A 24,967-nucleotide genomic window follows, 5' to 3' on the forward strand; every position below is an offset into this window, starting at 1 on the left:
GTCCAGCCGAGCACGGCCACGGCCACCACCGGCGCGCGGACGACCCCCACGGCGTCGACCGGCAGCGACCGGACCGGCGCCGTGAACGATTCCCGCGAAGGGGCGATCCCGTGGGTGACCCATCCGCTACCGCCACGCCGGGGCAGGACGGACGGCAGGCGTAGACCGAGCATCGAGAAGGGAGGCAGCCATGTGCGGGATCGTCGGACTGCACGTGCGGGACCCCGAGTTGTACCCCCGGCTGGGCAGCTTGCTGGAGGGCATGCTGGCCGGAGCCACCGAGCGGGGACCGGACGCCGCCGGAATCGCCGTCTACGGAGACCGGGAGCGCTGCCCGGAGGGCCACGCCGCGGTCTCCCTGCTCGGCGCGCCGGCCGACCCGGCCGCGGACCTGCGGCGGGTGCTACCCGAGCTGTCGGACATCACCGTCCGTCGGTTCGGTGCGACCACGGTGATCACGGCCCCGGTCGACCCGGACGCGCTGGCCGCGGCGGTCCGGGCGGTCGTGCCGGATGCCAAGGTCGTCGGAATCGGCACCGATCTCGTCGTCTACAAGGACATCGGCGACCCCCTCGAGCTCGCCGCGAGCTACGACCTGGGCTCCGCGACTGGCTGGCAGGCCCTCGCCCACACCCGGATGGCCACCGAGTCGGCGATCACCCCGGAGGGCAGCCACCCCTTCTCCGTGGGGCCCGACCAGTGCCTGGTGCACAACGGGTCGTTCTCCAACCACGCCACGATCCGCCGGACGCTGCGCCGTGAGGGCATCGCCTTCGACTCGGAGAACGACACCGAGGTCGCTGCCCGGTTCGTCGCCGCCTGTCTCGCCGACGGCGACGATCTGGAGAAGGCACTGCACCGGCTCGGCGAGGAGTTCGACGGCTTCTACACGCTCCTGGTCACCACGGCCGACGGATTCGCCGTGGTTCGCGACGAGATCGCCTGCAAACCCGCGATCGTGGCCGACCACCCGCGCTGGGTCGCGATGGCATCAGAGTTCCGCTCGCTGGCCGTGCTGCCCGGGCTGTCCGAGGCCACGATCTTCGAGCCCGAGCCGGGAAGGGTGTACGCATGGCAGCGCTGAGGAGGAGCCCGGAGGAGGGCGCCGACGGCCGGACCGCGACGCTCGACGAGGAGACCCGCGTCATCGATCTCGCCTCGTCGTCGGTGCGCGAGCTCAACGCGGAACTGCACAGTCCGGCCGCGCGTCGCTATCGCGTGCTGTCCCCCCGTGGCACGCACGCGGTCGCCGTGGGGATCGACGACGACATCGACGTCCACGTCGAGGGCGATGTCGGCTACTACTGCGGCGGGATGAACCAGCGCGGCCGGATCGTGGTGGACGGGATGGCCGGTCCCGGGCTCGGGGAGAACATGATGTCCGGCACGATCCGGGTGCGGGGCGACGCCTCGCAGTCGGCCGGGGCGACGGCGCGCGGCGGCCTGCTCGTCGTGGAGGGCAAGACCTCGATGCGGTGCGGCATCTCGATGAAGGGCGTGGACATCGTCGTCGGCGGCGACGTCGGCCCGATGAGCGCGTTCATGGCGCAGGCCGGCCGGCTCGTCGTCTGCGGAGACGCCGCCGACGGGCTCGGGGACTCGATCTACGAGGCCCGGATCTACGTCCGCGGGAAGGTCGGCGAGCTCGGCGCCGACTGCGTCGAGAAGGAGCTGCGCGACGAGCACCGCGCCGAGCTGGTCGAGCTGCTCACCGCCGCCGGACTGACCGACATCGCCGGGGACACCGGGGCGCTCGGCGAGTTCCGCCGGTACGGATCGGCACGCAAGCTGTACCACTTCACCAGCGAGCACGCGGGGAGCTACTGATGACCTCACCTGCAGACCGCGGACTGCGCGAGTCCGCGACGTTCGACCGTGCGACCATCGCCGCCATCCAGCACGCGGCGGAGACCGGCGTCTACGACATCCGCGGCTGGGGAGCCAAGCGCGCCGTCCCGCACTTCGACGACCTCCTGTTCCTCGGGGCGTCGATGTCCCGGTACCCGCTGGAGGGCTACCGGGAGCGCTGCGACACCGACGTCGTGCTCGGCGACCGGCACGCGCAGCAGCCACTGCACCTGGCCACCCCCGTGACGATCGCGGGCATGAGCTTCGGAGCACTGTCCGCGCAGGCCAAGGAGTCCCTCGGCCGCGGGGCCAGCGAGGTCGGCACCTCCACCACCACCGGCGACGGGGGGATGACCGAGGAGGAGCGCGGACACTCGAAGACGCTCGTCTACCAGATCCTGCCCAGCCGCTACGGGATGAATCCCGACCACCTGCGCGCGGCCGACGCCATCGAGGTCGTCCTCGGACAGGGCGCCAAGCCGGGCGGTGGCGGGATGCTGCTCGGTCAGAAGATCTCCGAGCGGGTCGCCGAGATGCGCACCCTGCCTGCCGGGATCGACCAGCGCAGTGCCTGCCGGCACCCGGACTGGACCGGCCCCGACGACCTGGCGATCAAGATCCTCGAGCTTCGCGAGATCACGGACTGGCAGAAGCCGATCTACGTCAAGGTCGGCGCCACCCGGACCTACTACGACGTCAAGCTCGCCGTCGCGGTGGGTGCGGACGTCATCGTCGTGGACGGGATGCAGGGCGGCACGGCGGCCACCCAGGACGTGTTCATCGAGAACGTCGGCATCCCGACCCTCGCCGCGATCCCGCAGGCCGTGCAGGCACTGTCCGAGCTCGGCATGCACCGCAAGGTCCAGCTGGTCGTCTCCGGCGGTGTCCGGACCGGCGCCGACGTCGCCAAGGCGATGGCGCTCGGCGCGGACGCGGTCGCCATCGGCACGGCCGCGCTGATCGCGCTGGGAGACAACCACCCGCGTCACGCCGCCGAGTACGAGAAGCTCGGCTCCGCCGCCGGGTACTACGACGACTACCAGGAGGGCCGGGACCCGGCCGGGATCACCACGCAGGACCCGGAGCTGTCGGCGCGTCTCGATCCGGTCGAGGGCGGTCGACGGGTCGCGAACTACCTGCGGGTCCTCACGCTCGAGGCTCAGACCATCGCCCGCGCCTGCGGGAAGAGCCACCTGCAGCACCTCGAGCCGGAGGACCTCGTGGCCCTGACGATCGAGGCATCGGCGATGGCCCGGGTTCCCCTGGCGGGAACCGACTGGATCCCCGGGCGGACGCCCGGGTTCTGACGCCCCGCGGGGCGGCCACCCTGCATGGGTGACCGCCCCGCGGTGACGTGCCCGGCTACCGGTCGGCGGCCTCGGCCGCCCGCGTCTCCTCGATGTCGAGCGCCTCGGCGTCGTCGAGCATCTCGGCAGGCCGCGGGAAGAGTCGCAGCACCAGCCCCGTGATGACACCGGTGACCATGGCGATGACGAAGGTCCCGGCGATCGCCGCCCACTGGGCCGGCGGAGCGCCGGCGACCACGATCGCCGCCAGCGCGCCGAACACGCCCGGCGTGCCGTGCAGGTTGTGGACCCCCATCGTGTCGAGGACGCCGGTCTTGCGGACCAGCCAGTCGTTCAGGTAGAGGAACGACAACGTCGACACCACGCCGCCGATCGCGCCGATCACCCAGGCCTGCCAGGGCGAGGCCAGGTCGACCGTCGCTCCGATCGCCACGCCACCCGCCAGGATCGCGTAGGTGTACGCGAGTGGGTCGATCTTGCGCCTGAGCACGTACATCAGGATGTAGGCGGACAGGGTGGACGCCATCAGGGCCAGGTAGGTGTTGATCATCCCGGAGATGACCTGGTCCGGCGGCAGCAACGCGGTGACGAACGAGGGCCAGAGTACGAACAGGAGCATGCTCGCCAGCCACACGAACGAGACGCTGTGGGTGCTGGTGTGCATCGGTTCCGCGACGACCGCCTTGTTGCGCAGCCCGAGGATCACGCCCCATCCCCAGTAGGCGGCGAACATGTGCACCAGGATCGAGCCACCGGAGTCGAGGACCCCGTCGAGGTACTCGAAGATGAACCACTCGTTCACCATGTAGGCGGGGACGAACAACACCCCGGCCAGCAGGAAGTGGATCGTCGATATGTGTCCCAGGAACACCCCGATCGCGAGGACGAGGGTGATCGAGGCGAACGCCCCGAGGATCACCGCCTCGATGTCGAGCGGGTTCCCCAGCACCTGCGTGTACCCGATGAGATACAGCGGCCAGCTCACCGAGAGAACCAGCAGCGTCGCCAGGCACACCCCCCACTCGTAGCGGCGGATGAACAGCATCAGGAAGGCCACGAGCATCAGCATCAACAGGACGTCCTGGCCGCGGTGGAACTGGAACAGGGTGGCCTCCTGACTACCCTCCTCCACAGCGGCGAAGGCCACTCCCGCACCGAACACCATGAACAGGACCGCGCCGGCGGCGATCACGATTGCACGAACGAACAACACTGTTCCGTCCTCCCTCGACCTCGTCACCGTCCGGTCATGGGAACTGCAGGTAGCGATCGACCTCGTGTGCGGTCACGATGTCGTTGATGGCATGGAACTCGTCCTGCTTGAGCCGTGCGTAGTAGTCGATGAAATCCTCGAAACCGCCACCGGGACTTCCGTCCGGCCCGTCCGTCGGCACCTTGCCGAAGGCCTCCCTGAAGACGTCGTCCTTCTCCAGATAGTGAACCGCCTCGATGAGGCTGTTCGGCAGGACCCCCAAGCCCTTCCGGCGCAGCTGAGCGGGGCTGAACTCGTACAGGTTCGCGGTGTTCGGTTCACCGATCTCGAGACGGCGCTCGATACCGTCCAGTCCGGCGGCCAGCGCCGCCGCGAAACCGAGGTACGGACTACCGGAGAAGTCCGGCGTGCGATCCTCGATCGCACCCTGACGCGCCACCCGCAGCATCTGGGTCCGGTTGTTCCCGCCGTAGGTCATCGACACCGGCACCCACGTCCGGACCGCGTCCGTACCGGCCTTCAACCGCTTGTAGCTGTTCACCGTGGGTGCGACGAGCGCGGCATAGCCACGGGCGTGATCGAGGATGCCGGCCGAGAACCGGTAGCCGAGCTCGGAGAGCCCCAGGCCCCGAGAATCGTTGGGATCCGCGAAGAGGTTCGTCTCGGTCTCCCGGTCCCACAGACTCATCGTGTAGTGGAACCCGTTACCGGTGTTGTCCGTGAAAGGCTTCGGCATGAACGTCGCAAGCATCCCGTGCTGCTGGGCGACGGTCTCCACCATGTAGCGGAAGAACACGGCCCGGTCCGCCGTTTCGAGGGCGTCGGCGAACGTGACGTTGCACTCGAACTGACCGTTCCCGTCCTCGTGGTCGACCGCGTAGTTCTCCCAGCCCAACTCGGTCACGTAACGCGAGAGCTGGGTCACGAAATCGTACTGGCGAGTGAGACCCTTGACGTCGTAACAGGGTTTCGACCAGTTGTCCTGCCGGTCGGCGATGACGAGCCCGCCGTTCTCGTCCCGATCCACCAGCATGAATTCCGCTTCGAAACCGATCCGGAAGTCGAAGCCGAGCCCTCTCGCCCGTTCCACCTGCTGACGCAGAATGTGCCGTGGGCAGTAGGGCCAGGCCTCGCCCTCGACCCGGGCGTCACCGATCACGTGGGCGAGACCCGGCTGCCACGGGACGACGCGGAATGACGCCGGATCCGGGATCAGCTCGATGTCCGGGCTGTGCGGCCCCTGGCCGATCTCACCCGCGGCGAAGCCCGCGAAACCCACTCCCTGACTGAACAGGTCCTCGACCTGCGACGCCGGTACGAGCTTCGCGTTGGACTTCCCACGCACCTCGCCGAACGAGGCGAAGATGAACTCGATGTCGTTGTCCTCGATGATACGGCGGACGTCGTCGATCGATTCTGCCTTATCGGCCACGGTTCACTCCCCTGCTCAAGGTTGGAGCGACACCCGGGACGCCCGCCCCTGTCCACGGTCGACCACCACAACGACCGCGCAAGGTCAAGCCCGGCGCTCCATTGGACCTACCTGCAGACCATATTGGGCCTATTTGCAGACCTTTCGATGGAAGAATAGTCAGCCGTCGAAGTAGGTGTCAAGAATCACGAGTCCTTCTGCGGCCGCCCGGGATGCCTGGCCTGGGTGTCAGCCACAGCCGGCTCACCGTCACACACACGCTCCCAGGTCCGGGCCGAGGTTGAGGTCCGCGCCGACGACGACCGGAGCGTCGTCGTCGCGGGCCCGCAGGTCGGCGATCACCACGCCGATCCCGAACTCTCCCCCGTCGAGGCAGCCGTAGGGCCGTCCGGTCCGCCGGTCGCGGGCAGGCTGGAACCGTGAGGAGGTCGTCGCGCCGGGGACGGCCTCGGCGAGCACCCGCTCGAGCACGGAGACGTCGTCGCTGCAGACCTCGTTGAGCGTGACCACGTCCGGGATCTGGGCGCGGATCACCGTGGCTGCCTCGGTCACCGACCGTCCGCTGAAGCACTCGGCGATCCCGCTGTTGCACAGGTTCATCTGCAGCAGCCGCACCGGTCGCGGCGCACCCGGCCCGGCCGGCCCCGGCGCGCATCCGGCGAGGACGACCAGGGCGACGGTCAGCACCCCGGCCATCGCGCCCCGGTGACCGGCGCGCGACCTCACGGTCCGGTTGCGTCCAGCTGCGGCAGATGATGCCCGAGGCGGTCGCGTTTGGCCTTCAGGTACCGCACGTTGTGCTCGTTGACCGGTTCCAGCAGCGGGACCATCTCGGTGACGACGATGCCGTGCCCGGCGAGCGCCTCGGCCTTGGCGGGGCTGTTGGACAGCAGCCGTACCCGGTCCACGCGCAGGTGCCGCAGGATCACGGCGGCGGCGCCGAAGTCGCGCACGTCGACCGGCAGCCCGAGCGCGACCGCCGAGTCGACGGTGTCCAGGCCGTCGCCGTCCTGCAGGACGTGCGTGCGGATCTTGGCCAGCAGCCCGATACCGCGTCCCTCGTGGCCCCGCAGGTACACGATCACGCCGTGGCCCTCGGCGACGACCGCGTCCAGTGCGGAGGCCAGTTGCTCGCCGCATTCGCAGCGCAGTGCGCCGAACACGTCGCCGGTCAGGCACTCGGAGTGCACGCGCACCAGCGCTTCCGGTGCCGGGTCGCCGTACACCAGTGCGAGGTGCTCGGGGTCGCCGGCGTGTTCCCGGAAGGCGACCGCCCGGAAGGTCCCCGCCCGGGTCGTGAGCAGAGACTCCGCGTACTCGATCGGGCCGCCGTCACCGTTCGGATCGTGCACTGCGCCTCCCCTGTGTCCGGGCGGGCCCGTGAGATTCTGGCCCGCATGGATCCTGTACCGGCCGAGACGACGCTCGAGGTCCGCGACCGTCCGGTCGCCACGGCCGTCCTGCCGGTGGGCAGCTTCGAACAGCACGGCCCGCACCTGCCGCTGGTGACCGACACGCTGATCGCCACCGCCGTCGCCGACCGGATCGCCCGGGCCCACCCGGTCCGCATCCTGCCGCCGGTGACGATCTCCTGCTCGCACGAGCACGCCGCCTGGGCCGGGACCGTCAGCATCTCGGCGACGACCCTGGCCGCCGTCGTCACCGACGTCGCCGCCTCGCTGCGTGCCGCGGGTGTCGGGGCGCTGGTGCTGGTCAACGCGCACGGCGGCAACCACGTGCTCCGCAACGTCGTGCAAGAGGCCTCGGTCGGGCCGCTGCCGATGGCGTTGTTCCCCGGCAACGAGGACTGGGTCGCGGCCCGCGCGGCGGCCGGGATCGTCACCTCGCACGCCGCCGACATGCACGCCGGGGAGCTCGAGACCTCGATCCTGCTGCACACCCATCCGGACCAGGTCCGGCTCGGCTTCACCGACGCCGATCACGACGCCGACGATCGACCGTACCTGCTCACCCGCGGTCTGGCCGAGTACTCCGGCTCCGGCGTGGTCGGCCGCCCGTCGCTGGCCACCGCCGCCAAGGGCCGCGGTGTCCTGGACGCGCTGGTCACCGCGTTCGGCGGCCACCTGCGTGCCCTCGGGACCGGCTGAGACCCGCGCCGGCACGCTCCGGAGCCGGAGCCGGAGCCGGTTCCCCAGCAGCAGCACCAGCGCGCCGGGCGCGGTGGCGACCAGGGCGAGCACGCCGTAGACCACCGCAGCGGCCAGGCCCTCGGCGGCCGGGAGCCCGACGGCGGCGAACCCGGCCGCCGCGGCCGCCTCGCGCGGGCCCCAGCCACCCACGTTGAGCGGGAGCGTCATGGCCATCATCGCCACCACCAGCAGCGGGAGCAGCTCGGCGGTACCGGCCGTCGCCCCGGCCGCCCGGGCGGCGAGGACGAACATCACCAGGTAGCTGCCCAGCCCCACGGCCGATGCCAGCAGCACCGCGGCCGCCGGCCCGGCCCGGGTGACGGCCCGGACCCCGGCGAACAGCCCGGCAAGCCGGTTCCGCAGCAGCAGGCCGGTCAGGGCCGCCGCCACCAGGAACCCGAGCAACAGCAGACCGGATCCGCCGGGCACCAGATCGGCGGCCGCGTGCAGCAGGTCGCGCTGGGTGACGAGCACCGCCACGGCGACCACGACGAGCACCAGCTGCCCGGCCAGCCGCTCCAGCACCACCGCACGCACCCCGCCACCGAGCTGCCCGACGCGGCGGCCGTGGCGCACCGCCCGGTGCACGTCACCCAGGACGCCGGCAGGCAGCACCGAGTTGAGGAAGCTCGCCCGGTAGCAGTCCCCGACCGCCTCGGACCAGCCCAGCCGCAGCCCCAGCGCGCGGGCCACCACGACCCAGCGCCAGGCGGCGCAGGCGGTCCCGGCCGCGCCGAGCGCGAGCGCCGCGAGCACGGTGGTGGCCTCGATCTCGAGCACCCGGTCGAGGACCGGCTGTGCGCCGACGTGGACGACCAGCAGCACGAGCAGCCCCACGCCGCAGACCGCCCGCAGCACCGGGCCCGGCCACCGCGCCGTCACGGACGGTCCTGCGCCACGGCGGCCCCGTCCGGGACGGCCAGCAGGTCGGTGTGCTCGACGGTGACCGTGAGCCGTCCCCGCGCCAGTTCGCGCCGACGCCGGTCCCGGTAGGCGCCGGCGTGCTCGGCCAGCTCCGGGCGTTGTGCGCAGGCCGCGTCCAGCCGGCCCGCCAGCCATTCGCGGACCAGCTCGGCGCGGTCCGGCCCGAGCCGCCACGGGGCGGCGGCGGTCCGGACCAGGGCACCGCGCCGGCGGAACGCGGTGACGGCGGCGTCGATCGCGTCCGGGCCGAGCAGCCGTCTCGCACCGACCCGTCGGCGCTGGTGGGCGTTGAACGCGGCGGCCAGCTCCGCATCGAGCGGGTCGACCGGGTCGAGCTGCACCCGTCCGGTCACCGACAGGGTCAGCAGGGCCGGGCAGCCGGCCGCGACGCAGGCCCCGGCCAGGTCGTCGGCCTCCCCGGCGGTCAGCAGATCCAGCAACGCCGAGGCGACGACGAGTGCGGTACCGGCCAGCGCGGCGGCGTCGAGCCGGGTCAGGTCGCCTGCGTCGGCCTCGCCGGTGACACGGGCCGGCAGGGTGGCGACGGCGTGCTCGAGCAACCTGGCGTCACGGTCGTGCAGCACCCAGTGCTGCCCGCCGGGCGGGTTCAGCTTCGGGGCCAGCCAGCGGGCCATCGACCCGGTGCCGCACCCGAGGTCGCGCACCAGCACCGCGCCCGGCGATGCGACGAGCGATCCGGCGAGCACCGCGGCGAGCTCGGGGGAACGGGCGTCGGCGTCGGCGGGCTCGCGCAGCGCGAGCCACGCGGGCGGGCAGGTCTCGGTCCCGGCGGGCCCCTGCAGCGGCGGCGTCACGCCAGCACCCGCTCCAGCCGGCGGACGGCCTCCGGCCACCCGGCCAGCTCCGTGCGGCGCCCGCGGGCCGCCGATCGGGCCGCCCCGCGCACGTCCGGGACGGTCAGCCAGGTCCGCAGGCCGAGGGCGAGTGCCTCGGGATCTCCGGGCCCGACGAGCAGGCCGGGTACCCCGTGCGTGCGGTCGCGTCCCAGGGTGTCCGGCACCCCTCCGGCCGCGGTCGCCAGCACCGGTACCGCGCGGGCCAGTGCCTCGGTCACGACCATGCCGTAGGACTCGGTCCGGGACGGCAGCACCAGCAGGTCCGCGTCCGCATAGGCGAGATCGAGGTCCGGACCGGTCAGCGGCCCGGTCACGGTGACCCGTCCGCCGAGCCCGTGCCGGGCGATCGCGGCTCGGACCGCGCCGGCGTGCTCACGGTCCCGCTCGTGGGGACCGACGAGCCGCAGCGTCCAGTCCAGCTCCGTGCACCGGGCCAGAGCCTCGACCAGCAGGTCGTGGCCCTTGGTCGGGGTCAGCGCGCCGACCGCCAGCAGCCGGGTGCCACGTTCCCGGGGCGGTGTCGACGGCGCCGGGTCGACCCCCGGCGCCACCACGTGCACCAGCGCCGGGGGCAGCCCGTGCTGCTCGACGACCCGCCGCGCGGTCCACGGGGAGGTGGTCACCACCGCCGAGACCAGGTGCAGCGCGGCGCGCTCGCGGGCGCGGCGGGCCTGCGCGACGGCCGCGCCGATGCCGCACTCGTCGCCGAGCGGCAGGTGCACGAGCACGATCGCCCGGACCCGCCCGGCGTGCCGGGCGAGCACCTCGGGTGCTCCGCAGATCACCAGCCCGTCGAGCAGGACGTCGGCGCCGTCGGGGACGGCGGTCAGCGCCGTGTCGAGGCGGTCGCGCGCGGCCGGGTCGGGGTCCGGCCAGGCCCCCGGGACGGCGTGCTCGTGCACCGCGCGGCCCGCGGCGGCCAGTCCGGCACACATCCGCCGGTCGTAGACGTCGCCGCCACTGGGCGAGGCGGGGTCGTCGATCCCGGCCGGGACCACGACGTGCACGTCCCGCCCGGGCGGGGCGGCGGCGACGCCGGGCTCCGGGGCGGGTGCGGTCACAGGTCCCGCTCGTAGCTCGCCCACGCCACGTGCGACTCGTGCAGCGTCACGGCGAGGCCGTCCAGTCCCGTCGCCCCGGGGCCCAGCGCACCGGCGGCGATCCGCTCGGCGAGCCGGTCGGCGACCGTGCGGGCGAGGAACTCGGTGGTGGTGTTGACCCCCGCGAACTCCGGGTGCTCGTCGAGGTCACGGTGGTTGAGATCGGCGAGCACCGATCCCAGCGCCGTGGTGGCCAGCGCGATGTCGACCACGATCCCGTCGGCGTCGAGCTCGCGACGCCGGAACGTCGCGTCGACCAGGTACGTGGCGCCGTGGCGCTGCTGCGCCGGGCCGAACACCTCCCCGCGCAGGCTGTGCGCGATCATGACGTGGTCCCGGACGGTGATGCTGTACAACGCGGACTCCCGAATGCCGGTACTGCTACGAGTCTCCGTAGAGGACACGGATGCCGAGCCCCCGCGGTTCACCTGTCGTCTCCCCCGCCATCATCTCGGGGAGCTCCTCGAGCCGGCACTCGCGGTCGATCAGCACGTCGAACCGTGGGTCGGCGAGCAGCCGCAGCGCCAGCTTCATCCGATCGGCGTAGCCGCGCCGAGCCCGGCGCGGTGCGACGGTGCCGACCTGGCTGGCCCGCACGGCCAGCCGCCTGCTGTGGAAGGCGCCGCCGAGCGCGAGCTCGATCCGGCGGGTGCCGTACCAGCTCAGCTCGATCACCTCACCCTCCGGGGCCAGCAGCTCCAGTGACCGCGCCAGCCCGGCGCCGGTGGCACTGGCGTGCACGACGAGGTCGCAGTCACCGGCCGCGTCCTGCGGCGCGGCGAACCCGACGCCGAGCGCTTCGGCGACCGGGGCGCGTACGGGGTCGGTGTCGACCAGCTCGACCCGGGCGCCGGGGATCCCGGCGAGCACCGCGGCCACCGACGCCCCGACCATGCCCGCCCCGACGACGGCGATCCGGTCCCCGACCAGCGGCGCCGCGTCCCACACCGCGTTCACCGCGGTCTCCACGGTGCCGGCGAGCACCGCACGGCCGGGTGGGACGTCGTCCGGGACCGGGGTCACCGCGTCGGCGGGCACGACGAACCGGCTCTGGTGCGGGTGCAGGCAGAACACCGTGCGCCCGAGGAGTCCCGGCGGGCCCTGCTCGACGTCGCCCACGGCCAGGTAGCCGTACTTCACCGGGCCCGGGAACTCGCCCTCCTGGAACGGGGCGCGCATGGTGAGGTGCTCGCTCTCGGGCACCTCACCGCGGAAGACCAGCGCCTCGGTACCCCGGCTGACCGCGGTGCACCGCGTGCGGACCAGCACCTCGTCCGGCCCCACATCGGGCACCGGCACCGTGCGGATCTCGCCGCGGCCGGGCTCGGTCACCCAGAACGCGCGCGCCGCACCGCTCACGGAGGTCATGGCGGGCCACCCTAGCCCCGGCCGGTCCCGGCACGGCCCGCGACCGTGCGCCCGCTTCGTCGGCATCGCGTAGCGTCCGCGAGCGTGACGCGGACCTGCCCGACCCGGGTGTATGTCGAGCACGGACGGGCCGTGCAGCGCCACGCGGCGCACTGTGCCTTGCACGCGATGCGAGGCATGCTGGATCACGACCTGCCCTCGAGAACCTGGGCAGCCGAGCGGGTGTGTGAACGGTGGGTGCGCTGACGGCCACGGAGGGGCGAGCGGGCCGGCCGCACGTGCTGGCGTCGGTGGCGATGTCGCTGGACGGCTACATCGACGACGCGGGCCCCTGCACGCTGGTGCTCTCCGACGCCGAGGACCTGAACCGGGTGGACGAGGTCCGCGCCGGGGTGGACGCGATCCTGGTCGGCGCCGGAACGGTGCGGGCCGACGACCCCCGCCTGCTGGTGCGCTCGGGGCGCCGTCGCGACGAGCGCGTCGCGACCGGGCGCCCGCCCTCGCCCCTGCGCGTGGTGCTGTCCGCGAGCGGCGGACTGGATCCGTCGTCGGCGGTGTTCGCCCGCCGCCCCGACGTGGCCCCCACGCTGGTGTACGCCTCCTCCCCCGCGGTGGCCGGGTTGCGGGCCCGGCTCGCCGACGCGGCCGAGGTCGTCGACGCCGGCGACCCGCCCGACCCGGCGACAGTGCTGGCCGACCTGGCCGGGCGGGGCGTCGAGCGGCTGATGGTCGAGGGCGGCGGCGCGGTGCACACCGCGTTCCTCACCGCAGGCCTGGTCGACGAGCTGCAGGTCGTGGTCGCGCCGTTCTTCGTCGGTGACGCCCGCGCACCCCGCTTCGTGCGCGACGGCGGGTTCCCGCAGGGCCCGGAGCACCGGATGCGGCTGGTCGAGGCCCGCCCGATCGGCGACCTCGTCCTGCTGCGCTACGCGGTCCGCGGCTCCTGACCCCGTGCCCGACGGCCGCGCTCACCGGCTGAAGGTCTCCAGGAACCGGTCGCGGAACTCCTCCATCGGCCGGACCGGGGCGTCGGGCTGCGGCTTCAGGCCGGGCGCCCAGCCCCAGCCCGCGACCCGGTCGAGCACCTCGGGGTCGCGGGTGACCACCGAGATCGGCACGTCCCGGCTCGCACCCGGCCCGGTCACCGCCCCGACCGGCTGGTGGTCCCCGAGCAGCACGACGACCAGGTCGTCGTCGCCGAAGCGTTCGATCCAGCCGAGCTGGCTCCGCAGCGAGTACACGAGCGAGTCCAGGTAGTTCCGGCGGATCTCGGCGGTGTCCCCCGAGAAGATCGACTCGTAGGCCCGTTGCCCCCCGGCGTGGGGCCGGTAGACCGAGCCGTCGCCGATCTGCTCCCACGGCAGCAGCGGCGGCACCGGCGTCCACGGGGCGTGGCTGGAGGTCAGCGCGATCTCGGCCATCAGCGGGCCCCGGCCGGGGCGGTCGTACTCGAGCCGGGAGAAGGCCGACAGGGCGTACTGGTCGGGCATCGGCGACCAGCTGAACGGCGGCCCCGCGTAGCCCAGCCGATCGAAGCCGTGCACCCGCTGGTGGCCGTAGAACGCCGCCTCCGGCCACTCCCGGGTCGTGCCCGGCATCACCGCGGTCGTCTCCCACCCGGCGTCGCGGAAGGCCCGGGTCAGGGTCAGCCGGTCGGAGGCGGTGAGCTGGTCGTGGCGGCGCTGGTCGTCGATCCGCAGCCCGGAGAACAGCGTCGCGTGCGCCAGCCAGCTGCCGCCGCCGCTGATCGGCGCGGTGAGGTACCCGGTGCGCGAGGAGAACCCGGCCGCGGCCAGGTCGCGGTCCCCCTCGGCGAGCACCGGGTCGATGCGGGGAGCCATGGCCGGGTCCTCGACGGCCGAGCGCCCGTAGCTCTCCACCACGGCGAACACCACGTCCTTGCCCCGCAGTGCCGTGAGCAGCCCGTCGGCGGAGGAACCGGCGAAGGGGTCCCGAGCCAGCTCGGCGGCGAAGGCCCGGTCGTCCCGGATCGCCGCCGGCACCGTGGTGATCCGGTCGCGCAGCTGGGCGACGCCGTCGGCGGCGGCGACCGGCGCGCCGGGCACGAGCTGACCACCCGCCAGGGCCCAGATCACCAGCCATGCCGTGCCGAGCACGGCCGCCCCGGGCAGGGTCACGCCGCGGTACCGCGCGGCGAGACCGCCGAGCCGCAGCACCGCGCACGCCGTCGCCACCACCAGCCCGGCGGCGGCGATCCCGGCGCCGAGCGTGGCCACGACCGCCCCGGTCTCGCCGACGGTGCCGCGCACGAACTCCTGGGCGTTGCCCAGCAGCACCCAGTCCGACACCGGGTCGAACGGGCGGTCCAGGAACGTCATGAACCCGAGGTCGAGCAGTTTCAGCAACCCGACCAGGGCGAGCACGACACCCGCGACGACCGCGACGACCCGCCGGGGGCGGGCGGGGAGCACCGCGAGCACCGCGGCGCCGACCACGAGCTCGATCGGCAGCCGCACGAACCCCAGCGGCTCCAGCGCGAGCGGGGCGCCCGGCAGCACGAGGACGCCGCCGACCAGGACGGCACCGGCCGCGGTCAGCAGGCCCGTCACTGCGGCCCGCCTGCGGACCGGGTGCTCGTCGGTCACCCGCCACCGGTACACCACGGACATCCCGAACGACCACAGCAGCGCGGCCAGCGCGAGCACCAGCGCCGCGCGCTCGACCGCCGGCGGCAGCACCCCGGCTGCCGCGACGATCAGCACCACCCCCTGCGCCGCCGCAACGACCTTCGCCGAGCGCCGCACCGGCAGTTCGCCCTCCAGCCAGGGCAGCACTCGGGCCGCGCCGACGTAGGCGTAGCGCAGCAGACCGAGCGCCACCACCCACCACGCGCCCGTGACCGTCGCGACGTGCACCGACAGCACCAGCAGCAGGACGGCGTCGGTCTCCATGTCGAAGCGCGCACCCAGCGCGGTCGCGGTCCCGGTGCGCCGGGCGACGGGTCCGTCCGCCGCATCGAGCGCGAGCGCGAGCGCCGACAGGACGACCAGGGCGACCTGCCCCGCGCCGTCGAGACCGACCAGCGTGGCGACACCGACCACCAGCACGCCGCGGGCGAGCGTCACCGACCCGGCGGGCCCGAGGCTCCGCGTCCCGGCCGTGCGGGCGCCCCGGACCAGCAGCGCCGCCCCCGCGACGGCGAGCACCACGCCGAACGTCACCCGGACGACGCCGATACCGGCCGTCACCGTGAGCGCGGCCAGCACGCAGGCCAGCAGTGCCGCGGCAGCCGTCAGCTGCCGGGTCGGTGCCGGAGCGGCGGCCACGGCGCCGGGGAGGCGGAGGGGCACGCGGTCCAGAGTGCCCGATTGCGGCCGCGGTGACGCGACGGCCCCTTCGTCGCCGCAACCGGGGACCCGGTCGAACCGCCGGGCGGCCGGGACCGGTCAGCTCGCCGGCCGGGCCGGGCCCCGTGAGCTCGCCGGGCGGGCGTAGACGTCCCCGGAGCGGGCCAGCGGCCGTCGCCGGTCGAGCACGGCCTCGAGCTCACCGGCGCTCAGCCACCGGTCACCGGTCGCGGCGCGGTCCCAGGTCATCGTCTCGACCGGTGAGTAGCGGTAGACGTGCCGTCCGAGCGCCTCCAACCGGGCGAGCGCGGCGAGCGCGGCGTCGTGCGCGGCGGGCAGGTACTCGAAGGACAGGGCGGGCAGCCGTTGCGACAGGCCCGCGAGGACGTCGGCCTCGAAACCCTCGACGTCGATCTTGCAGAAGGCCGGGACGCCGTGCACGGCGATGAGATCGTCGAGGGTCAGGACCTCGACCGGCACCGTGTCCGTCCACCGGACCCGGGCGAAGCCGGCATCGCCGGCGACGGTCCTGCGCCAGTCCTGCGACATCGTCGACACGGTCGGCGTGGCGCGGGAGATCCCGAGCCGGCCGGTACCGCGCCGGGCGCCGAGCGCTGCGGGCACGACGGTGACGTCGTCGTCGCGGGCGAAGAACAGCCGCAGCATCCGCACGAAGTCCGGCTGGGGCTCGATCGCGACCACCCGGGCGCCGAGCCCGCGCCAGGCCCGGACCCGGTTCCCGGCGTGCGCCCCGACGTCGAAGGCCAGGTCACCCGGCCCCAGGAAGGCCGCGTAGAACTCCCGCATCCGTCGCTGTCGCCCCGGGATCCCGTGGTACATCGCGATCGAGCGGGCGATACCGAACGCGCGGGTCACGAGTCGGGGCCCGGCTCCGGCGGATCGTCCTCGATCGGCACCCGGAGCGCGTCGAGCACCCTGGGCACCATCGTGTAGAAGCCCGCGGTGAGCACCAGCTCGACCCGCTCCTGGTCGGAGAAGTACCGGGCGAGCTCGTACTGGACGCCGTCGTTGACGTGCCCGGCGAGCACCGCGTCGGTCAGCATGAGTGCGACCCGTTCGCGCTCCGAGTAGCAGTCCGAGGTCTGCCAGGCGGCGATCCCGTCGATCTGCTCGTCGGACGCACCGGCCCGACGAGCCATCTCGCAATGTTGATGCCACTCGTAGTCGGCGCGCATGACGCTCGCCGTGCGGAGGATCATCAGCTCGCGCAGCACCCGGGGGGTCGTGCAGTCGTCGCGCAGCGACCAGGCGAACCGCAACCAGGTGTCGAGCATGTCGGGCGCGTTGGCCAGCGCCTTGTACAGGTTGAGCTGCCGGGCGCCGAGCTCGGCGATCGTCGCCGCGGCGGCGGGGTGCGGTTCCCGCAGAGGCAGGGCGGGCCCCGCCGGTTCCGAGCTCGGCACGATGTCTCCCTCAGGTCGTCCGGCGTCATTCCGTGGAGTGGTTGGCCGCCCAGCTGCGCTCGACGAGCTCGACGAGCACCTGCCGGTCGAGCGCGTCGAGCCGCTTGACATAGAGGCAGCCCTTACCGGTGCTGTGCGGGCCGAGCCGGTCGAGCAGGTCCTGGTCGGAGTCGTAGTAGGTCAGGCCGTAGAGCGTGAGTGCCGCCTTGCGCGGTGCGAGCCCGACCGCGAACCACTCGCGTCGCCTGCCGTCGGCGGTCGTGTAGTGCTGGGTACCGAACCCGATCATCGAGTCGCCCCACAGCACCGGCTCGGCCGCGGTCACGTCGCGGATGAGGTCCAGCGCGGCGACGGCGTCGGCGCGTCGGTGCGCGTCGGGCACCGTGTCCAGGTAGGCCCGGACGTCGCCCGGGCCGGGCTTGGTCAGTCGGTCGTCGGCGGCCATGGCCCAGCTTGGCACGGATCGATCCTCGCGGGCAGGGTCCCGGGCGTTGCCGCCGCCGGTCGAAACCCTCCTCAGCCGGACGTGGTCTTTCACATCGCACCGCAGGTCAGCGATGCTGGGGTGGTGGATGCAATGGACCCACACGGGGACGGGGCGGTCCCGAACCTGGCCCGCATGTACGACTACTACCTCGGCGGCTCGCACAACTTCGCCGTCGACCGCGCGGCTGCGGACCGGGCCGTGCGGACGGTGCCGCACGCCCGCACGTTCGCGCTGGCCAACCGGGCGTTCCTGGGCCGGGTGGTGCGCCTGCTCGTCGCCGAGGGGATCGACCAGTTCCTCGACCTCGGCTCGGGGGTCCCGACCGTCGGCAACGTCCACGAGATCGCGCAGGCCGCATCCCCGGCCGCCCGGGTCGCCTACGTCGACATCGAGCCGGTCGCGGTCGGGGTGGCCGCCCGGGTGCTGGCCGGCAACCCGAACGCCACGATCACCCACGCCGACATCCGCGATACCGAGGCCGTACTCACCGCGCCGGGGGTGGCGGGGCTGCTGGACTTCGACCGGCCGGTCGCGGTGCTGGCCATCGCGATCCTGCACGCACTCCCCGACGCCGACGACCCCGCCGGGGTCCTCGCGGCCTACCGCGACGCCTGCTGCCCGGGCAGCTACCTCGCCGTGTCCCACCTGGCCGCCACCAGCTTCTCCACCGAGCAGCAGAAGACCGTTCACGAAGTGCTCGACGAGACCCCGACCCCGGTCACCCTGCGCACCCGCGAGCAGCTGGCCGCCATGCTCACCGGCTACCGGATCCTCGAACCCGGGGTCACCCTGCTGCCCGCCTGGCGGCCCGACGATCCCGAACATCCGGCCACGGCCGCCGACATCGACGCCAACGGCTACGGAGCCCTGGCCAGGCTCCCGGAGCCCGGGGCACGTGCCGGTCGCTGAGCACCGCCCGGGGTGGGGCCGGCTCACCGTGATGAGCGTCAACGTCCGGGGCTTCTCCCGCCGCCGCGACGGGATCAACAGCTGGGAGCACCGCGCCGCACTGAACGTCGCCACGATCCGGCGGAGCGCGCCGGACGTGATCGGGGCGCAGGAGCTGCGCCCCGAGAGCCTCGCGACCTACCGGGCACAGCTGCCCGAGTACAGCTGCGTGATCGGCCCCGGAGCGGGCAGGCCGGCCTCACCCGAGTTCAACGCGATCCTCTTCGACCCCGCCCGGCTCCAGGTCCTCGAGACGGGCGGTTTCTGGCTCAGCGAGACCCCGGACCGGCTCTCCTCGGCGTGGCGCGCACGGATCGCCCGGTCCGCGAACTGGGTACTGTTCTCCACGCCGGACGCCGTGCCGTTCCTGCACCTCAACACCCACCTCGACCACCTCAGCGGTCTCGCCCGCCTGCGGGGCAGCGACCTGCTCGTCCGCCGGATCACCGCGCTGCGCGACGGCGACGACCTGCCCACCGTCGTCACCGGTGACTTCAACTGCCGGCCCGGCTCCGCCCCGTACCGCAGGTTCGCCGACGCCGGCTTCCGGGACACGGCCCTCGCCGCGGGCGGGCACGAACGGGAGACCGGCACCTTCCACGCCTTCCACGGGTTCCGGCACGCCGTGCTGAACCGGGTCGACGCCCTGCGCGGGGCGCGCCGTATCGACTGGATCCTCGTCGCGGGCGGGCGGCAGCGCCTGCGGGTCGAGGACCACGCCGTGGTGCGGGACCACGATGCGAGCACCGGCATGTTTCCCAGCGACCACTACCCGGTGCTCAGCACGCTCGCCGTCAGCGGCTGACGCTCAGTCCCGGCGGTCGACGGCCGCGGACCGCTCGGGCGGCTCAGGTGTCACGGACGGCTCGGGTGTCACGGACGGCTCGGGTGTCACGGACGGCTCGGATGTCACCGACGGCTCGGGCGGGAGCCGGGGCGGGAACCCGAGCGGGCTCTGCGGCACCTCCGGGGACGACGTGTCGAGCGGGACCGCGTCGGAGCGGACCAGCCCGAGCTGGGCGGTCTGGCGCGGCAGCAGCGCGTCGAGCGCCCAGTCCACGGCGGTCCGCACGCGGTTCCCGGGCATCGACAGCAGGTGGTAGCCGCGGGCCATGACCTTGGCCGGCAGGCCGCTCAGCGGGATGTGCAGCGGGTTGGCCGCCGCCTGGGTGCCCCCGAGATCCACCACGAAGCCCAGGTCGCGGTGGCGGTAGCGGCGCATTCTGCGGTGTGCGCCCAGCGACGCCGCGACGTTGCGTGCCGCGAGCTTGCCCTGGCGCACCGCGTGCTGGGCGGTCATCGCCGTGATCTGCCCGGGCCGTCCCGGGTCGGGCACGGCGGCCGCGTCGCCACAGGCGAACACGTCGGGATGCCCGGGAACGGTCAGCTCGGGCTCGACCACCACCCGGCCCTTGACGACGTCGAGTCCCAGGCTCATCAGGAGCGGATCGGCCCGTACCCCGACGCACCACAGCAACGTGCGGGTCGGGATGTACTCGCCGGTGTCCAGCCGGACCCCGGACACCGTGGCCTCCTCGACCGTGGTCCCCGTGCGCACGTCCAGCCCACGCTCGCGCAGCACCCGGTCCGCGGTGTCGGCGAGATGACGGTCCAGTCCGGACAGGACCCGGCTGCGGTTGACCAGCACCCAGCGGGTGGAGTGTTCGGGCAGCCCCCGGCTCCGGGCCAGCATCTCGGTGAACAGCTGGCCCTGCGCGGCGAGCTCGGTGCCGGTGTAGCCGGCTCCGACCACCACGAACGTGCGGCGCGCCTCCTGCTCCGCCGGGTCGTCGGAGGCGGCGGACAGGTCGATCTGCCGGATGAGGTGGTCACGCACGTACAGCGCCTCGGGCACCCCGCGGAAACCGTGCGCGTGGTCGGAGACGCCCGGAATGGGCTGGAGCTGGTGGACGCTGCCCGCCGCGAGGACCAGGCGGTCGTAGGTGATGCCCTGGCGGTTGGCCTCCGGGTCGACCCACCGCACCGTCCGGGCGGCGAGGTCGATCTCGTCGACCTCCCCCGCCATCGTGCGTACCCCCGCCGGCAGGGCGTCGGCGAGCGAGACCGAGATCCGCCGCGGTTCCAGGATCCCGGCGGCCACCTCGGGCAGCAACGGCAGGTAGAGGAAGTAGTTGGTGGGGCTGACGAGCACGATCTCGACCGCGTCACCCATGCTCCTGGCCAGTGCACGGGTGGCGTGGTAGCCGGCGAAGCCGCCGCCGACGACCACCACCCGGGGACGCCCGTTCGCCGCGCCGTGCGCCTGATCGTCGTTCGCCATGTCCTCGACCTGCCCGCGGGACGAGCCGACGAAACTCCGGGACAGCATCAGTAGGCGCGGCGCAGGCGCATCCCCACCGGGCGGCCGTCGGGGTCGAGGATCGACCGGTAGGCGGGCGCGGTGAACCACCGGTGCCGCCGTGGCAACCCGTCCTGACCGCCCTGCGTGTGCGACCGCAGCCTGCCGGGCGGCCGTGGCCCGCGCCGACCGCCGGCGTGCCAGGCGTCCAGTGCGGCCACCCGGTCCCGCACGGTCGCCGCGGCGTGGTCCGGGTCGAGCAGGTGCGTGTCGTCGTCGAGGTCGAGATGCTCCCGCATCAGTTCCAGACGCAGATCGCGGGCGAGACGGCGGGCGCCGTCGCCCAGACCGGCCGGGTCGGCCGGTGGACGCGGGTCGCGGTCGGCGTCCACGACCGCGGCGGCCAGCTCGGTGTCGTAGGTCCACGACCGCATGTTGAGGTTGTCGCTGCCGACCGCCGCCCACACGTCGTCGACGACGCAGAGCTTGGAGTGGACGTAGACCGGCACCGCCTCGTGGTTCTCCACGTCGAGGACCTGCACCCGGTCGCCGCCGGCCTCGTGCACCATGGCCAGCGCCTCGGCGTGCCCGAGCCCGGCGGTGTCGAGGTAGACCCGCGAGGTCACGTCCGGCAGGCGCGGGACCACGACGATCAGGTGCAGCCGTGGGGCACGGCGCAGGGCGGCGGCGAAGACCCGGGCGACGTCGATCGACCACATGTACTGGTCCTCGACGTAGACGATCCGCTGCGCCCGGCCGAGGGCCTTGCTGTAGCCACGGGCGATGCTGCGCTCGCCCCGCGGCGCGGCCGGGTACCGGGGCCACCGGTTCGGGTAGGTGCACAGCAGCTGCACCGCACAGTTGCCGGCCTGCGGTGGATCCGGTGTCTCGGCCGGCAACGACCCCGTGGACGCACCGTCGCCGCCGGCCAGGCCGGACACCGGGTGCCACGGCATCCCGGACAGCGGCGACGGGTCCTCCCACCGCTCCCGGAGCACGTCCTCCACGTCGCGCACCGCCGGACCGCGCAGCTCCAGCTGGGTGTCGTGCACGGGAGGGTGCGGGCCGTAGTCCGAGCCGGACTGCTCGGCCTGCGGGTCACCGGCGTGACCGGCGTCGTCGCGGCTGCCGAGGTCGACGTCCATGCCGCCGACGAACGCCACGTCGTCGCGCGGACGGCCCGGGTGCCGCACGGCCACGAGCTTCTGGTGGTGGCTGCCGAGGACCCGGACCCGCTGGTCCAGCAGCACCACACCCCCGGCATCGGCGACGGCGGAGGCCATCGTCCGGTTCTCCCGCGCGTGGTAGCCGAGCCGGTCGGAGTGCGAGCGCCACAGCAGCCCGCGCACCCGGACCCCGCGCCGGGCCGCCCCGCCCAGCGCCTCGGCGACCGTGGGGCCGTGCTCGGCGAGCAGCTGATCCGCGTCGGCGCGCCAGCCCCCGAACAGCACCGCGTCACCGGCCCCGGCGCCCGCAACGGCATCGGCGAACCGCCCCAGATACCTGCTTCCGTGCACCAGCGTGCGGACCGCGTTGCCCTCGGTCCACGCCCGCAACCGCGTCGCGTCGTTGCCTCGTTCCTCCCCGGTGAGGAACCAGTCCTCCAGCGCGTTGCCCCGCGACTCGAGGCCGATGCTGCTCCGCAGCCGCGGCAGCAGTTCCTCGCCGTTCGGGGCTCCGACCACCGGCACACCGGCCCCGGACAGGTGCGGCGACGGCACGTCGGCCCCCACCGGGTGCACGTCGAGCACCTGCCGCAGCGCGATCGCCGCGACCCGGCCGGGGCGGCTCCCGGCGAACTCGCCGTACACGGCCGGATCGTGCCCGGCGTCGTCGCCGACGAGCACCCACCGCACGTGCGGCATCTGCTCCGCGAGCCGCTCGAGGGCGACACGCTTGTTCTCCAGGCCACCGCCGACCAGCCAACGCAGCACCGGCGTGCGACCGACGACGAGCGCCGCGCCGGGCGGGTAGCCGTCCCGCCGGAGCGGACGGGTGGCCAGGCTCGAGAGGCCGATCGGGAGCGCGGTCAGGTAGAACACCGGCGTGCCGGGGCGGGCCTCCACCACGCTGCGCAGCAGCTGCGGCATCCCCTGCACCGAACGGAGATCGTGCGTGCTGTGCCGCATCCACGCGCGGAGGCGGCGGAGCTGACGGCGTGGTGTCGCGAGGCGCAGCACCCCGTCGACGTCGAAGACCACGCCCAGCGGTGCGTCGCTCGTCACCCGTGGAGCCTGCCCGCCCGCCGGCCGGGCAAACGCCCCGTCAGACGCAGCGCCTTCTCGAGGTCAGCATGAGATCCCGGGCGATCGACACGTACTGCTCGGCGATCTCCTCGGGCGAGTACCGGCCGTCGGGGCGCCACCAGGTCGGCAGCGCCGTGCACATCGTGACGATCGAGCGGGCGCGTTCGTGTGCGTCCTCGGAGCGGAAGAGGCCGAGCTCGACCGCGTCGGCGACCTCCTCGTCGACGAAGCGCTGTTGCCGCGTGCGCAGCGCCGCGATCGTCCGCGAGTTGTCCGGGTCGAGGCTCCGCTTCTCCGCCGCACCCACGAACCCGAGCTCGGCCCGGTGCGTGTGGAACAGGACGAGGTGTTCGACCTGCAGGCCGAACCGTTCGACGGGACCGGCGCCGTCCCTCCTCGCGGCCGTGGCCCGTTCGAGGAGATCGGTCATCGCGTACTCCAGGATCGTCATCAGCATCTGCTGCTTGCCGGCGTGGTAGTGGTAGATCCCCGGGACCGACAGTCCCGCCCGGGCCGCGATCCCGCGCACGGTCGCACCGTGGAATCCGACGTGGACGAACTCCTCGAGGGCCGCTCGGAGGACGACGTCGAACGGCAGGGGCCCGTACGAGCGCCAGTCGGAGCCCGGGCCCGGATCCTCGGGGCCGGGACGGACGATCCGCGTCCCGCACGCGGATGGTCCCGTCGCCCCGGTGGGATCGGTGTCCAGGATCTCCGGGACGCTCACACCGATCGCGGCGGCGATCTGGTGGAGCCGGGCGAGCGACAGGCCGGTGCGCCCGAGCTCGATCTGGCTCACCGTCGCCGGGCTGACATGGATGGCTCGCGCCAGGCCGCGCAGGCTGAGCCCCCGATGCGTCCGCGCGACCCGGATCTGCGCCCCGGTCAGGTCGTCGCTGGGTCTCCCCTGGCGAGACACCTCGTCCCCCTCCGCAGTGTTCAGAAATCCTGGACAGCCGACCGTCCGATATCCGGCCACCTGGATGTTTGACACTCCCCGATGTGGCCTGCAGCATAATTTAAACATCTACCGATCGAGCGCTCCGGCGCTCGTCGTCTGCGTCCGGTGTCAAGGGAGACAGCATGTCCGACGTGCCCACGATGGGTGAACTCCTCGGTGACGACGCCCTGAACAACTGGGGCAAGTGGGGGCCCGACGACGAGGTGGGGGCGCTGAACTACCTCGACGCCGCGCAGGTGCTGCGCGGCGCGTCGCACATCAGGTCCGGTGAGGTGTTCGCGCTGCAGGCGCCGATGGGGCACCCGCACGGCGACCCCGTCTTCCCCGGCCGGGAGAGCATCAACCGCACCAACGTCCTGGACGAGTCCTCGTGGGACGAAGGCAGGGAGGGCGCTCCCGCGTTCCCCGGCGGCCTGCACTACGCCGACGACAAGGCCGAGATCTTCCTGCAGGGATCCACGCAGTACGACGCGCTGGGCCACGTCTGGTACGACGGCAAGATCTGGAACGGCTACGACGCGCGCTCCACGGTGGACGGTCTGGCCAAGGCCTCGGTGCAGCCCATCGCCGAGCGCGGCGTGGCAGGGCGCGGCGTACTGATCGACATGGCCCGCCACCGCGGCAAGCAGTGGCTCGACAAGGGCGAGACCTTCAACCACACCGACCTCGAGGACGCGGCCAAGGCCCAGGGCGTGGAGCTCGGCCGGCGCGACATCCTGCTGATCCGCACCGGCTTCCTGGGCTACTTCTACTCGGTCCCCGCCGAGGAGTTCTACGCCGACTTCGTCGAGCCGGGGCTGACCTACTCGCGCGAGCTGGTGCAGTGGTTCGCCGACCGCGAGATCCCGAACCTGGTCACCGACACCATCGCGAACGAGGTCACCAAGGACCCGGTGTCCGGCGTGATGCTGCCGCTGCACTGCGCACTGATGCGCAACCTCGGTGTGGTGCTGACCGAGATCGTCGCGCTGGACAAGCTGGCCGATGCCTGCGCCGCCGACGGCCGGTGGGACTTCCTCTACACCGCGGCCCCGCTGAACGTCGTCGAGGGCACCGGTTCCCCGGTGAACCCCGTCGTGATCCGTTGAGGCGGAC

At 73.2% G+C, this 24,967-nt stretch carries 23 protein-coding genes and 1 pseudogene; 8 read left to right on the forward strand and 16 right to left on the reverse strand.

Going from position 1 to position 24,967, the window contains the following annotated elements; all coding sequences use genetic code 11:
* Positions 1-190 precede the first annotated feature (190 nt).
* From JOF36_RS23050 to JOF36_RS23060, 3 genes are read left to right on the forward strand one after another with little or no spacing between them, the layout of a single operon-like run.
* Positions 191-1,084, forward strand: a complete 894-nt coding sequence (locus tag JOF36_RS23050) for a class II glutamine amidotransferase domain-containing protein (protein WP_210030710.1) — start codon at positions 191-193, stop codon at positions 1,082-1,084.
* Positions 1,072-1,827, forward strand: coding sequence for a glutamate synthase (locus JOF36_RS23055; protein WP_210030712.1), 756 nt, complete (start codon positions 1,072-1,074; stop codon positions 1,825-1,827). Before JOF36_RS23050 ends, JOF36_RS23055 begins: the two co-directional genes overlap by 13 nt.
* Positions 1,827-3,155 (forward strand): FMN-binding glutamate synthase family protein, encoded by a 1,329-nt coding sequence (locus JOF36_RS23060; RefSeq protein WP_210030713.1) that lies wholly within the window; start codon positions 1,827-1,829, stop codon positions 3,153-3,155. Before JOF36_RS23055 ends, JOF36_RS23060 begins: the two co-directional genes overlap by 1 nt.
* 55 nt (positions 3,156-3,210) lie before the next feature.
* Here JOF36_RS23060 and JOF36_RS23065 read toward each other — a convergent pair whose 3' ends face one another.
* From JOF36_RS23065 to JOF36_RS23080, 4 genes are all read right to left on the reverse strand, one after another.
* Entirely contained in the window at positions 3,211-4,365 is a 1,155-nt protein-coding gene (locus tag JOF36_RS23065) for an ammonium transporter family protein (RefSeq protein WP_210030715.1), read from the reverse strand.
* A 37-nt stretch (positions 4,366-4,402) separates the two neighbouring features.
* The gene (gene glnT / locus JOF36_RS23070; RefSeq protein WP_307862544.1) at positions 4,403-5,800 is read right to left on the reverse strand and encodes a type III glutamate--ammonia ligase; all 1,398 of its coding nucleotides are present in this window, start codon (positions 5,798-5,800) and stop codon (positions 4,403-4,405) included.
* Positions 5,801-6,049: 249 nt separating this feature from the next.
* Positions 6,050-6,526, reverse strand: a complete 477-nt coding sequence (locus JOF36_RS23075) for a hypothetical protein (RefSeq protein ID WP_210030716.1) — start codon at positions 6,524-6,526, stop codon at positions 6,050-6,052.
* Positions 6,523-7,296, reverse strand: coding sequence for a GTP cyclohydrolase II (locus tag JOF36_RS23080; RefSeq protein WP_307862760.1), 774 nt, complete (start codon positions 7,294-7,296; stop codon positions 6,523-6,525). The genes JOF36_RS23075 and JOF36_RS23080 overlap by 4 nt, the downstream gene beginning before the upstream one ends.
* Between JOF36_RS23080 and JOF36_RS23085 the strand changes: the two genes are divergently transcribed.
* Positions 7,198-7,908 (forward strand): creatininase family protein, encoded by a 711-nt coding sequence (locus JOF36_RS23085; protein WP_210036174.1) that lies wholly within the window; start codon positions 7,198-7,200, stop codon positions 7,906-7,908. The two genes, JOF36_RS23080 and JOF36_RS23085, sit on opposite strands and share 99 nt — an antisense overlap.
* A gap of 75 nt (positions 7,909-7,983) precedes the next feature.
* Here JOF36_RS23085 and JOF36_RS23090 read toward each other — a convergent pair.
* From JOF36_RS23090 to JOF36_RS23110, 5 genes and pseudogenes are all read right to left on the reverse strand, one after another.
* Positions 7,984-8,832 (reverse strand): annotated as a pseudogene (locus tag JOF36_RS23090) (lysylphosphatidylglycerol synthase domain-containing protein); the annotation flags it as partial.
* Entirely contained in the window at positions 8,829-9,689 is an 861-nt protein-coding gene (locus JOF36_RS23095; RefSeq protein ID WP_307862545.1) for an SAM-dependent methyltransferase, read from the reverse strand. The pseudogene JOF36_RS23090 and the gene JOF36_RS23095, both read right to left, overlap by 4 nt.
* Positions 9,686-10,792 carry a glycosyltransferase family 4 protein gene (locus JOF36_RS23100; RefSeq protein ID WP_307862546.1) on the reverse strand — a complete coding sequence of 369 codons (1,107 nt, stop codon included), beginning with the start codon at positions 10,790-10,792 and terminating at the stop codon, positions 9,686-9,688. The genes JOF36_RS23095 and JOF36_RS23100 overlap by 4 nt, the downstream gene beginning before the upstream one ends.
* A complete protein-coding gene (locus JOF36_RS23105; RefSeq protein ID WP_210030717.1) occupies positions 10,789-11,187 on the reverse strand; it encodes a 6-pyruvoyl trahydropterin synthase family protein in 399 nt (132 codons plus the stop codon). Before JOF36_RS23105 ends, JOF36_RS23100 begins: the two co-directional genes overlap by 4 nt.
* A gap of 25 nt (positions 11,188-11,212) precedes the next feature.
* The gene (locus tag JOF36_RS23110; protein ID WP_210030718.1) at positions 11,213-12,199 is read right to left on the reverse strand and encodes a zinc-dependent alcohol dehydrogenase; all 987 of its coding nucleotides are present in this window, start codon (positions 12,197-12,199) and stop codon (positions 11,213-11,215) included.
* Between the two features lie 233 nt (positions 12,200-12,432).
* Here JOF36_RS23110 and JOF36_RS23115 point away from each other — a divergent pair, with 233 nt between their 5' ends.
* The gene (locus tag JOF36_RS23115) at positions 12,433-13,146 is read left to right on the forward strand and encodes a RibD family protein (RefSeq protein WP_307862547.1); all 714 of its coding nucleotides are present in this window, start codon (positions 12,433-12,435) and stop codon (positions 13,144-13,146) included.
* 21 nt (positions 13,147-13,167) lie between these two features.
* Here JOF36_RS23115 and JOF36_RS23120 read toward each other — a convergent pair whose 3' ends face one another.
* The 4 genes from JOF36_RS23120 to JOF36_RS23135 all read right to left on the reverse strand — a co-directional run bounded on the left by JOF36_RS23120 (position 13,168) and on the right by JOF36_RS23135 (position 17,391).
* A complete protein-coding gene (locus JOF36_RS23120; protein ID WP_245350950.1) occupies positions 13,168-15,510 on the reverse strand; it encodes a CDP-alcohol phosphatidyltransferase family protein in 2,343 nt (780 codons plus the stop codon).
* Positions 15,511-15,606: 96 nt separating this feature from the next.
* Positions 15,607-16,383, reverse strand: coding sequence for an FkbM family methyltransferase (locus JOF36_RS23125; RefSeq protein ID WP_307862548.1), 777 nt, complete (start codon positions 16,381-16,383; stop codon positions 15,607-15,609).
* Complete coding sequence (locus tag JOF36_RS23130; protein WP_210030719.1) at positions 16,380-16,931, reverse strand: carboxymuconolactone decarboxylase family protein; 552 nt, start codon at positions 16,929-16,931, stop codon at positions 16,380-16,382. Before JOF36_RS23130 ends, JOF36_RS23125 begins: the two co-directional genes overlap by 4 nt.
* A 25-nt stretch (positions 16,932-16,956) precedes the next feature.
* A complete protein-coding gene (locus tag JOF36_RS23135) occupies positions 16,957-17,391 on the reverse strand; it encodes a DUF1801 domain-containing protein (protein WP_210030720.1) in 435 nt (144 codons plus the stop codon).
* Positions 17,392-17,508: 117 nt separating this feature from the next.
* On the opposite strand from JOF36_RS23135, the gene JOF36_RS23140 reads away from it, so the two are divergent.
* Positions 17,509-18,327 carry an SAM-dependent methyltransferase gene (locus tag JOF36_RS23140; protein WP_210030721.1) on the forward strand — a complete coding sequence of 273 codons (819 nt, stop codon included), beginning with the start codon at positions 17,509-17,511 and terminating at the stop codon, positions 18,325-18,327.
* A gap of 31 nt (positions 18,328-18,358) precedes the next feature.
* On the forward strand, positions 18,359-19,171 hold the full coding sequence (locus JOF36_RS23145; RefSeq protein WP_210030726.1) for an endonuclease/exonuclease/phosphatase family protein: 813 nt from the start codon (positions 18,359-18,361) through the stop codon (positions 19,169-19,171).
* A 3-nt stretch (positions 19,172-19,174) separates the two neighbouring features.
* On the opposite strand, the gene JOF36_RS23150 is transcribed toward JOF36_RS23145, so the two are convergent.
* The 3 genes from JOF36_RS23150 to JOF36_RS23160 are packed head-to-tail and all read right to left on the reverse strand — an operon-like array spanning position 19,175 to position 23,830.
* Positions 19,175-20,647 (reverse strand): NAD(P)/FAD-dependent oxidoreductase, encoded by a 1,473-nt coding sequence (locus tag JOF36_RS23150; RefSeq protein ID WP_210030727.1) that lies wholly within the window; start codon positions 20,645-20,647, stop codon positions 19,175-19,177.
* A gap of 47 nt (positions 20,648-20,694) precedes the next feature.
* Positions 20,695-22,890, reverse strand: a complete 2,196-nt coding sequence (locus JOF36_RS23155) for a phosphatase domain-containing protein (protein ID WP_210030730.1) — start codon at positions 22,888-22,890, stop codon at positions 20,695-20,697.
* Positions 22,891-22,930: 40 nt separating this feature from the next.
* Complete coding sequence (locus JOF36_RS23160) at positions 22,931-23,830, reverse strand: TetR-type transcription factor C-terminal domain-containing protein (RefSeq protein WP_210030732.1); 900 nt, start codon at positions 23,828-23,830, stop codon at positions 22,931-22,933.
* 164 nt (positions 23,831-23,994) lie between these two features.
* Between JOF36_RS23160 and JOF36_RS23165 the strand changes: the two genes are divergently transcribed.
* A complete protein-coding gene (locus JOF36_RS23165; protein WP_210030734.1) occupies positions 23,995-24,960 on the forward strand; it encodes a cyclase family protein in 966 nt (321 codons plus the stop codon).
* Positions 24,961-24,967 lie beyond the last annotated feature (7 nt).

Origin of the sequence: Pseudonocardia parietis, assembly GCF_017876315.1 — a bacterium.
Classification (GTDB): domain Bacteria; phylum Actinomycetota; class Actinomycetes; order Mycobacteriales; family Pseudonocardiaceae; genus Pseudonocardia; species Pseudonocardia parietis.